The organism is Intrasporangium sp. (genome assembly GCF_030452765.1).
Classification (GTDB): Bacteria; Actinomycetota; Actinomycetes; order Actinomycetales; family Dermatophilaceae; genus Intrasporangium_A.
This window is the reverse complement of the sequence record NZ_JAKDLO010000180.1, coordinates 1-8,798: the sequence shown is the minus strand read 5'-3', so window position 1 is coordinate 8,798 and position 8,798 is coordinate 1. Positions and strand designations below refer to the sequence as shown.

The 8,798-nt window shown below is 69.4% G+C and carries 11 protein-coding genes and 2 pseudogenes; 9 read left to right on the top strand and 4 right to left on the bottom strand.

Features of this window, described 5'->3' with window-relative positions:
* Nucleotides 1-412 precede the first annotated feature (412 nt).
* Nucleotides 413-802: a type II toxin-antitoxin system VapC family toxin gene (locus L0H79_RS18190; protein WP_301486056.1), complete on the bottom strand. Its 390-nt coding sequence runs from the start codon at nucleotides 800-802 to the stop codon at nucleotides 413-415.
* A complete protein-coding gene (locus L0H79_RS18185; RefSeq protein WP_301486055.1) occupies nucleotides 799-1,047 on the bottom strand; it encodes a type II toxin-antitoxin system Phd/YefM family antitoxin in 249 nt (82 codons plus the stop codon). Before L0H79_RS18185 ends, L0H79_RS18190 begins: the two co-directional genes overlap by 4 nt.
* 322 nt (nucleotides 1,048-1,369) lie before the next feature.
* Here L0H79_RS18185 and L0H79_RS18180 point away from each other — a divergent pair, with 322 nt between their 5' ends.
* The 9 genes and pseudogenes from L0H79_RS18180 (at nucleotide 1,370) to L0H79_RS18145 (ending at nucleotide 7,538) form a co-directional block, all read left to right on the top strand.
* A complete protein-coding gene (locus tag L0H79_RS18180) occupies nucleotides 1,370-1,687 on the top strand; it encodes a helix-turn-helix transcriptional regulator (RefSeq protein WP_301486054.1) in 318 nt (105 codons plus the stop codon).
* A 2-nt stretch (nucleotides 1,688-1,689) separates the two neighbouring features.
* Nucleotides 1,690-2,172 (top strand): SRPBCC family protein, encoded by a 483-nt coding sequence (locus L0H79_RS18175; RefSeq protein WP_301486053.1) that lies wholly within the window; start codon nucleotides 1,690-1,692, stop codon nucleotides 2,170-2,172.
* Between the two features lie 360 nt (nucleotides 2,173-2,532).
* Nucleotides 2,533-3,378: pseudogene (locus tag L0H79_RS18170) on the top strand (AI-2E family transporter); the annotation flags it as partial.
* Between the two features lie 10 nt (nucleotides 3,379-3,388).
* Complete coding sequence (locus L0H79_RS22290; protein WP_367652494.1) at nucleotides 3,389-3,685, top strand: AI-2E family transporter; 297 nt, start codon at nucleotides 3,389-3,391, stop codon at nucleotides 3,683-3,685.
* Nucleotides 3,686-3,975: 290 nt separating this feature from the next.
* The gene (locus tag L0H79_RS18165) at nucleotides 3,976-4,275 is read left to right on the top strand and encodes a DUF4235 domain-containing protein (protein WP_301486051.1); all 300 of its coding nucleotides are present in this window, start codon (nucleotides 3,976-3,978) and stop codon (nucleotides 4,273-4,275) included.
* A gap of 237 nt (nucleotides 4,276-4,512) precedes the next feature.
* On the top strand, nucleotides 4,513-4,830 hold the full coding sequence (locus tag L0H79_RS18160) for a YtxH domain-containing protein (protein WP_301486050.1): 318 nt from the start codon (nucleotides 4,513-4,515) through the stop codon (nucleotides 4,828-4,830).
* A gap of 77 nt (nucleotides 4,831-4,907) precedes the next feature.
* On the top strand, nucleotides 4,908-5,321 hold the full coding sequence (locus L0H79_RS18155; RefSeq protein WP_301486049.1) for a phage holin family protein: 414 nt from the start codon (nucleotides 4,908-4,910) through the stop codon (nucleotides 5,319-5,321).
* Complete coding sequence (locus tag L0H79_RS18150) at nucleotides 5,305-5,685, top strand: DUF3618 domain-containing protein (protein WP_301486048.1); 381 nt, start codon at nucleotides 5,305-5,307, stop codon at nucleotides 5,683-5,685. Before L0H79_RS18155 ends, L0H79_RS18150 begins: the two co-directional genes overlap by 17 nt.
* Nucleotides 5,686-5,822: 137 nt before the next feature.
* Complete coding sequence (locus tag L0H79_RS18145) at nucleotides 5,823-7,538, top strand: alkaline phosphatase D family protein (protein ID WP_301486047.1); 1,716 nt, start codon at nucleotides 5,823-5,825, stop codon at nucleotides 7,536-7,538.
* 35 nt (nucleotides 7,539-7,573) lie between these two features.
* On the opposite strand, the gene L0H79_RS18140 is transcribed toward L0H79_RS18145, so the two are convergent.
* Together L0H79_RS18140 and L0H79_RS22285 are read right to left on the bottom strand one after the other, a co-directional pair.
* Entirely contained in the window at nucleotides 7,574-7,774 is a 201-nt protein-coding gene (locus L0H79_RS18140) for a hypothetical protein (protein WP_301486046.1), read from the bottom strand.
* Nucleotides 7,775-7,826: 52 nt separating this feature from the next.
* Nucleotides 7,827-8,753 (bottom strand): annotated as a pseudogene (locus tag L0H79_RS22285) (low temperature requirement protein A); the annotation flags it as partial.
* Between the last annotated feature and the right edge of the window lie 45 nt (nucleotides 8,754-8,798).

The window sequence follows — 8,798 nt, the reverse complement described above, 5'->3', positions numbered from 1 at the left end:
GACGCCCGAGCACGGCGGAACGCCAGCGGTGACAGCCCCTCCCACCGTCTCGAACACCGTGCAAAGCGTCTCGATCATGTGTTCGACCATATCGGACATGGAGCACGCTTGGGAACAGTTGGGGGTCGCGAATCCTATTGATATGTGACCTGATTCATCGGTGAGGCCAGTGTCGGCAGGGCCTGGCATGATGCTGTTCGACATATGTCAGCGGAGCCAGGCGATCCGCGGCAGCGACGGAGTTGCCCTTCACGGTTGGGTCCTGCCCGTCGGCGGAGTGCCACTGAGCGTGGGCTGGCTGCCTGACCAGTGTGGACGATCCTGTTCGTCCAGCTCAGCTACCGGCGCTTCCGGCGCGCCGACATCCTCAGCTGAGTCGACCCAACCCCGGCGATCGAACTCCTCCGCGCGCTCAGGTTGGCGAGAGCACGGGGATCCCGAGCCGCTGAGCCGCGTCCGCCATCCGGGCGTCGTAGGTGAGCAGGTGGGTGACGCCGATCCGGATGGCTCCGGCGAGATGGAGCGCGTCGAGGGAGAGCAGGGTCGGTCCCGGGATGAGTCCCGCCTCGGCGAACATCGACGGCGGAACCTCGTACAGGTCGATGGTCTCGAGGAAGGTCGTCACGGTCAGCTGGGTGAGCGGGACCTCTCGTTGGGCAGCCCGGCGCAGCTCGGTCTCGAGCAGGCAGCACGCGGCGAGATCCGGCTGCTGCGTATCCACAAGTGCAGCAAGTGCCTCCGACTCGGCCTCCTCGACGAGGAGCTTGAGGGCTGCGGAGGTGTCGAGGTACCAGCGGCTCAACGCTCGCCCCGAATCTCGTCGAGAATGGCCTGCGTCGAGGTCCGCGCGGTTACACGCGCGAGGTCCGAGTAGCGGACGCGCTGCCGGGCCGGCCGAACGCACCGCAGGCTCGATGCGTCGTCGTATGGGGTCAGGCGCGCAACAGGGACCCCGCGCCTGGTCACCGTGTAGCTCTCCCCGCTCTCGATCCCACGGATGATCGCGGCGTTGTCGTTGCGGAGCTCCCGCTGGCTGATCGTGCGCACAGGGCGACTGTAGCACGTCGTAGCATCTTGACACGGAGCCGGCGGGCCGGTCAGGTGGCACCGTCCCTGCGTTCGGAGCTCTGCAGGTGCCAAGGCGACCATGCGGTTCGGCGTCGCGACGAGTGCCGCGCACGTCGCGAGAGTGATCAGGCGCTGGCCCGCACGCTGCTTGCAGTGAGGTTGTGACGTCCCATGTGTATGTCGCATTATCCCGAGAATCGTCGGTCCGGCCATCGGCCTCTCCTGCGAGACACCCCTGACCAGCTCCGGGTATCACCGACTCGGTTGCCATGCTGATGCGTAAGTAGTAACTTACGCATTTGTGGGAAGCGTCGACACATGGGCCGCACTGGGCGATCAAACCCGTCGCAGCATCCTGGCGCGGGTGGTGCGGCAGCCGGGTTCGGTCACCGATCTCGCCCGGGACCTGCCGGTCAGCCGGCCGGCGGTCTCGCAGCACCTGGGGGTGCTGCTGCGGGCAGGTCTGGTCGACGTGCGCCCACACGGCCGGCAGCGCATCTACAGCGCCCGGTTGGACGGGCTGGCGTCGTTGCGGGGCGAACTGGAGGCGTTCTGGAGCGAGGCGCTGCGGAATCTCAAACGAGTCGCGGAAGACGACTACCACCACACAGGAGAGTGATCATGACCCCCACCGAGCCGGCCACGTCCCTGCGATTCGACATCGTTGTGGACGTGCCACAAGACCACGCGTTCGCGGTTTTCACCGAGCAGTTCGATCGGATCAAGCCCCGGGAGTACAACCTGCTGGATGCCGACATCACCGAGACGGTGTTCGAGCGCCACGTCGGCGGGCACGTCTACGACCAGGGCGTGGACGGCAGCGTATGCCGCTGGGCGAGGGTGCTCGCCTTCGAACCGCCCGAGAGGTTCGTGATCAGCTGGGACATCGACACCCAGTGGCGGCTCGAGCCCGATCCTGGCCGGGCCAGCGAGGTGGAGGTGCGGTTCGTGCCGTTGGGAGCGGAGCAGACCCGGGTCGAACTGCGTCACCGCCATCTGGACCGGCACGGCGACGGCTGGCAGGACTACGGCACGGGCCTGGGCGCTGAGGGCGGCTGGCCGGTCTTTCTGGACCGGTTCCAGGCGTTGGTGGCCCGGCCATGACTGTCACACGGCCAGCGGACCGGACCTCATGCGGTTGGCGACGACCAACGTCGGGACCCGGCCGACTACGGCGCGCACGTGCTGGCCGGTGAGCCGACCCCACGCGAGATTCCACGGCACCGCCGCCGAAGATGGCCGGACCGATGGTGCATGACGTTTCCAGCACGGCGCCACCGGGTAGGCGTTACAGGTTCTAGGGCCTCTGCCTGAGGAGTAAGGGCCGAGCGCATCTCCGGGCGCGGCGAGCGGCTGTGGTCGGTGAGAGCACGCGGCAACGCCTCCAGCCAGCGGCATACGCCAGCCGAGCCCGAGTGGGCGGCATCAACACCGACTACGCGACCGCTTTGGGAAGGGGAGTCCATGGGCCCCGAAGACGACGACCGCCGGGTGGGCAGGGGTCGCGGCACCGACGCCGTGGTCACCCCTGGGGTGTTGATGGCCAGCACCTGGGCGTGGCGGCTGCTGGCCATCACCGTGGCCGTGGTCGCTCTCGGCTGGGTGCTGCGCTACCTGTCCGAGGTCGTGGTCCCGGTCGTGGTCGGGGCCCTGTTCACGGCGCTGCTGGCGCCTGTCGTCACCCGGCTGCACCGGTGGGGGCTTCCGCGCGGGGTCGCGGCGGGGATCAGCCTGGTTGGGGCCGTTGTGCTGGTCGCCGGCCTGTTGGCGCTGGTCGGCACGCAGATCGGCAGCAGCTTTGCCGACCTGTCGGACCAGGTCGGTCAGGGCATCAGCCAGCTGCGCGACCTGGCCCGGGTGAACTTCGGAGTCACCGACGCCGACATTCAGCAGGCCCTCGGCAGCGCCAAGGACGCCCTGACCTCCAGTGGCCTGGGCTCGCGGGCAGCCAAGCTCGGTACCTCTGCGACACACTTCGTGGCTGGCGCCTTCATCGCGTTGTTCGCGACGTTCTTCTTTCTCTTCGAGGGCGAGCAGATCTGGTGCTGGCTGGTGCGCCTGATGCCGCGCCGCGCCCGCGAGCGGACGGACTCCTCCGGACGCCGAGCCTGGCTGTCCCTGACCGCGTACGTGCGGGCCACGATCATCGTGGCGTTCGTCGACGCCATCGGCATCACCATCGGCGCGCGGGCCCTGGGCCTGCCGCTGGTGGCCGCCATCGGCATCCTCGTGTTCGTCGGCGCCTTCGTGCCCATCGTCGGTGCCTTCGTCAGCGGACTGGTCGCGGTGCTGATCGCCTTGGTCGCCCAAGGGCCCGTGCATGCCCTTGATCATGTTGCTCGTGGTCCTGGCCGTGCAGCAGATCGAAGCCCACGTGCTGCAACCGTTCCTGCTCGGCCGACTGGTGCACGTGCATCCGCTCGCGGTGATCCTCGCGATCGCCACCGGGGTGATCATGGCCGGCATCGTCGGCGCGCTCGTCGCGGTACCGATCGCGGCCATGGTCAACGCCGTCGTGCACCACCTCGCCGGGCACGACGAGCCCACCGATCACGAAGAACCATCCGGGCCGCCCGTCGACGAGGCGGCCGTGATCTCCCCAGACGAGGCATCCTGATCGACTCGCGCGACGCGACGGCGGTGAGGATGGTCGGCTGAGGTCACCCGCCAGGGCCGGTATGTCGCTGCCGTAGCTCGGGCGTCCCGACCGGGTTTCCCCGCCTACCGGGGTGGGTCGTGCTACAGGTCGAGGGAGGCACGGACCCTTCTCGACCCGCGCCTCAGGAGGAGTGCGTGGGCGCCCTTCGACGTGTTCACTACAACATCGGTGCCTCGGAATCGGTGGGGCAGATCATCGGTGGATCGGCCCACCGGCGACGTCGGCGCCATTCGTCCAGGAGGCAGGCGATGACCAGGCAACAGGAACAGACCAGCAAGTCCGCGAAGCTGCTGTACCGCCCGATCGGTCTGGCCGGCTCGATCCTGGGGGGACTGGTGGCCTCGATGATCTTCAGACAGATCTGGCGACGGGCCGCGCCCGGGGACCATCCCGACCCGCCCAAGGCGCTGGAGACCGAGTACCCCCTGAAGCAGATCCTGCTCGCCGCCGTCATTCAGGGCGCGTTGTACTCGCTGGTCAAGACCATCATCGATCGTGGCGGTGCCCGCGCCTTCCAGCGCTGGACCGGCGAGTGGCCCGGCGGCTGAACCCAGCACAGTGCGACCAGCGCCATGGGTTCAACGCTCGCGGACGCAACGGGACGGCATCCGGCGCACGCACACCGGCTCCTAGCCGCTGGTCGCCTCATGACAGTGCGTGAACGCCTTGGGCGGATCGATCACGCTGCGGGGGCATGACCGCAGCGCGAGGGGGTACAGCACCCCAGAAGCGACACCGCAGAACCGAGAACGCAAGCCAAGTCCAACATCACTAGGAGCAGGACGATGAGCAAGATCATGATCCTCGCGGCCGGGATCGCAGGGTACGTGTTGGGCGCCAAGGCGGGGCACCAGCGGTACGAACAGATCGCCGGTCAGGCCCAACGCGTCTGGAAGGACCCGCGGGTACAGGAGAAGACCTCCCAGGTCGCCAGTGCCGTCAAAGACAAGGCCCCACAGGTCAAGGACCACCTTCCCGGGCGGCACAGCGCCGGGGCCGGCGTTGGCGCTGGCGCTGGCGCCGACGGCGACCGCGATGCCCCAGTGTCCCAGCACGCCTCGACCGGCCCGGCCGGCGCGGGCACCTGGCGGGCCGCGCCATGAGCGCCGACCGACGTGAGGACCCGACCGAGCGCCAGTGAGGGAGACCCGCAGCGGCGGGAAGAGGCGCGGCAGTGGGCATGAGCCCCACGACGCCATCCACGGCACCACACGAGCAGGGCGAACCCTCCGTGGGGCAGCTGGTCACCCAGCTGTCCGAGCAGACCTCGCGGCTGGTCCGCGACGAGCTGGCCCTGGCCCGAGCAGAGCTGACACGTTCTGCCAAGCATGCCGGCCTCGGCGCCGGCCTGTTCGGCGTTGCTGGGTTGGTGGCCCTGTTCGGGGTGGCCGCCTTGGTCGCGGCCGCGATCATCGCGCTCGCGTGGTGGCTGGCCGCGTTGGTCGTCGGGCTCGTGCTGCTGCTGACTGGCGGCGCCCTCGCGCTGGTCGGCAAGCAGCAGGTGCAGCAGGTCTCGGCACCCGAGCGCACCGTGGCGAACGTCAAGCTCGACGTCGACACGGTCAAGGAGAGCAGCCATGGCCACGCTCACTGACCCGTCCAACCCTGCCGAGCCCGCTCGGGCTGACTCGCCCATGCCGGGAGCGGAGGCAAGTCCGGCGCAGATCCAGGCCGACATCGACGCCACCCGAGAACTGCTGGGCGAGACCATCGAGGAGTTGGCAGACAAGGCCGATGTCAAGTACCGAGCCAAGCGCCGCATCGCGGGCCTGCGGCGCCGCCTCGCCGACCAGACCACGATCGCCACCTCTCGCGCCCAGCAGGCAGTCGTCCGTGCCATGGACGCCGCGACCACCGCCGACGGCAAACCCGATCGCCGCGTCGCGATCCCGGCGGCAGCCATGCTGGCCGTGCTGCTCGCCGGGACGGCCACGCTGATCTGGCGCCGACACCGATGACAACCACCTGAACACACCGCCAACCACGCGGGCTCCGCTAACGTGTCCACATCACTGGTTCTGGCGAGGGACCATCGTCCGATCCCGGGTGGGAGGCGCATGTCGATGCTGCATGCTGGCTGGAGGAGGGCGTGCCCGTGAGCGCAGGACCGGTCCGCGGGGAGCCTGACGACCTGCTGGTGCTCGGTCCTATGCTGCGGTATGTCGGGCTCACGGAGGCGACGATCTGGGTCCAGGCGGCCCACCCGGTCGTGGTGACTGTGGAAGCGGACGGACGCGAGTGGGCGGCCGTCTCGTTCGCGGTGCACGACCACCACTACGCGCTCGTCATCCTCGACGGGCTCTCCCCGGGTGCCGAGCTCGAGTACACCGTGTCCATCGGCGGGCAGGTCGTCTGGCCGCCGGCCGGCAGCCCCTACCCCGCGCCTCGGATCCGTACCCTCGACCTCGACCGACCGACCCGCCTCGTCTTCGGCTCGTGCCGGGTCAGCGAGTCGCACGATCGGAAGAGCAACCGGCAGAACGGCATCGACGCGCTGCACGCCCTCGCGCTGGCCCTCGCGGACGAGCCCGGCGCCGGCGATGCGCAGTGGCCGGACCTGGTCGCCTTCCTCGGCGATCAGGTCTATGCCGACGAGACCTCCGAGGCGATGCGCGAGTTCATCGCGCACCGTCGCGGGCTCGAGGACCCGCCCGGCACGGAGATCAAGGACTTCGTCGAGTACGCCCACCTCTACCATCTCGCGTGGAGCGACCCGGCCAACCGGTGGCTGCTCTCGACCGTGCCGAGCTGCATGATCTTCGACGACCACGACATCCGCGACGACTGGAACACCTCATGGACGTGGCACGAACAGATCAACCGGAGCCCTTGGTGGCACGAGCGACTCGTCGGTGGACTGAGCTCGTACTGGGTCTACCAACACCTGGGCAACCTCAGCCCGGCCCAGCTGGCTCGCGACCCGATCCACCAGAGGGTGCTCGCCTCACGTGAGCATCTCGACCTGACCTCGGCCGTGCGCGACCTGGCGACACGCGTCGACCGCCACCCTTGGGTCTACCGTTGGAGCTACTCGCGCGACCTCGGCGACTGCCGGCTCGTCGTGGTCGACTCCCGCGCCGCCCGGGTCCTCGAGCCGGGGCACCGCTCGATGCTCGATCCCGACGAGCTGGCCTGGCTCGACGAGCAGCTCAGCGGCGCTGTCGATCACCTGCTGATCGGCACGTCCTTGCCGTTCCTGCTGCCGCCTGGACTGCACGACCTGGAGGCGATCGACGAGGCTGTCGCGAGCGGTCGCTACGGATCGGGCCCGGCCAGACTGGCGGAGCGCATCCGGCAGAAGATCGACCTCGAGCACTGGGCGGCGTTCGCCGACGACATGGCCGAGGTCTTCGAGATGGTCATGGATCTCGCGCGTGGCAACCGCGGCAGGGCGCCGTACACGATCGTCTTCCTCTCCGGAGACGTGCACAACTCCTACCTCGCCGAGGTCACCGATGCGCTGGCCCGGCACGGCGCTCGATCCCGGATCGTGCAGGCGGTCTGCTCGCCGATCCGCAACCCGATGCCCAAGGCCATGCGCGTCGTGATGTCCGCATTCGCCAAGAGCCTCGCCCACCCGATGCGGGCTGTCGCGGGCCGGTCGAAGCACATGCCCGACCCGGCCTACCCATGGCGCGTCACGCACGGTCCGTGGTTCGAGAACTGCTTCGCCGAGCTGGCCGTCGACGGCGCCGACCTGACGATCACCTGGCGCGGCGGCGAGGCGGGCGGGGAGGGCGACGACGAGCCTGAGCAGTCCACGCGCATGGTGCGGGTCGCACAGGTTCCGGTGCGGGGGACACCCGCCTGAGGCGGCTGACACTGGCCGCGTGGCTTCGTGTGTGGTCACGTGGTGCGGGTGTGCCAGGTTCCGGTGGCGGCGATCACTCCGAGCGCCGCGGCGAGGACGGCGAGGGCGGCGAGGGCGGGGATGGTGGTTGTGTTCGTGAGGGTGAGGATCACGCCGAGCAGGCTCAGCGCCATACATCCGGCTCCCGGCCAGCCGGCCGCGTGGGTGACGCTGTCGAGGGATCCGCCGACGATCACGGGTGCAGCCGAGCAGGAGCGTACCGAGCCCGACTACGAGCAGCCAGCCGCCCGAGTCGGCGAAGGTCGCGGTGGGGTGCAGGACGAGCTGTTCGAGTCCGACGCCGGCGAGCACGATGCCGAGCGTGGTGGGCAGGTGCCCGTGGATGAACAGGTCGTGCCGCTCGTCCAGCCTCTGCTCCTCGGCCTTGGAGTCTGGGTGCGCGTCTTCGGCACGCTGCAGGACTCGGGTGCTGACGGTGCCGCCCACATCGAAGTACACCCACCAGCCGGCAGCCGCGACGACGAACCCGAGCACTGCCACGAGGACGGAACGGCTGGCCCACTGCGTCTCGTGGACACCGGTCACGACCGCCGCGGTCACCTCGCCCAGGACGAGGATGACCAGCAGCCCGAAGCGTTCCGGTAGGTGTTCGAGGTGCAGCGGGACGCGGTTGTGGTGGTGGGTGGCGATGACCGGGGTGGCCAGGTCCACGAGCGCGGCTGCGCCCCACATCCAGTAGCCGCCAGCGGGCGCGAGCAGCGAGCCGGCCCAGAGGGCGAGCACGATCGAGTGGCCGGCGACGTAGATGGCGATGGGCGGCCGGGCGTCGGTCACGTGCCACCACGCGCGCAGATACAGCAGGGTGAGCACGAGCCGGCCGAGCAGGTAGCTGAGCGTGAACGGGGTCAGGTGGGTGCTGGTGGCCTCGGCGGCGCTGGCGGCGCATCCGAGAACGCCGAGCATGGCGGCCAGCTTGGCGAGGCGAAGGATCAGGTCGTCGGTGTCGAACCGGTCCGCGTACAGGGTGAATCCGGTCCAGGAGAGCCAGATCAGGGTGAAGAGCCCGGCGAACCGCAGGGCGCTGGCCGGGTCCGGATAGGCGAGCAGCGCGCTGGCCAGCTCGGCCACGACCAGCACGTAGGCGAGGTCGAAGAACAGCTCGAGCCGGGAGGCGGACCTGCCCTCGCCGGTGCGTAGCCGCGGCGGGCGCACCATCGGACCGGGACCTCCCGGGCCCGGCCGGGGCGTCCCGGCTGCGTG

What these genes read in the sequence shown, in the direction of transcription:
- L0H79_RS18175 (WP_301486053.1), top strand. Translation starts at nt 1,690, where the DNA reads ATGACCCCCACCGAGCCGGCCACGTCCCTGCGATTCGACATCGTTGTG.
- L0H79_RS22290 (WP_367652494.1), top strand. Translation starts at nt 3,389, where the DNA reads ATGCCCTTGATCATGTTGCTCGTGGTCCTGGCCGTGCAGCAGATCGAA.
- L0H79_RS18165 (WP_301486051.1), top strand. Translation starts at nt 3,976, where the DNA reads ATGACCAGGCAACAGGAACAGACCAGCAAGTCCGCGAAGCTGCTGTAC.
- L0H79_RS18160 (WP_301486050.1), top strand. Translation starts at nt 4,513, where the DNA reads ATGAGCAAGATCATGATCCTCGCGGCCGGGATCGCAGGGTACGTGTTG.
- L0H79_RS18155 (WP_301486049.1), top strand. Translation starts at nt 4,908, where the DNA reads ATGAGCCCCACGACGCCATCCACGGCACCACACGAGCAGGGCGAACCC.
- L0H79_RS18150 (WP_301486048.1), top strand. Translation starts at nt 5,305, where the DNA reads ATGGCCACGCTCACTGACCCGTCCAACCCTGCCGAGCCCGCTCGGGCT.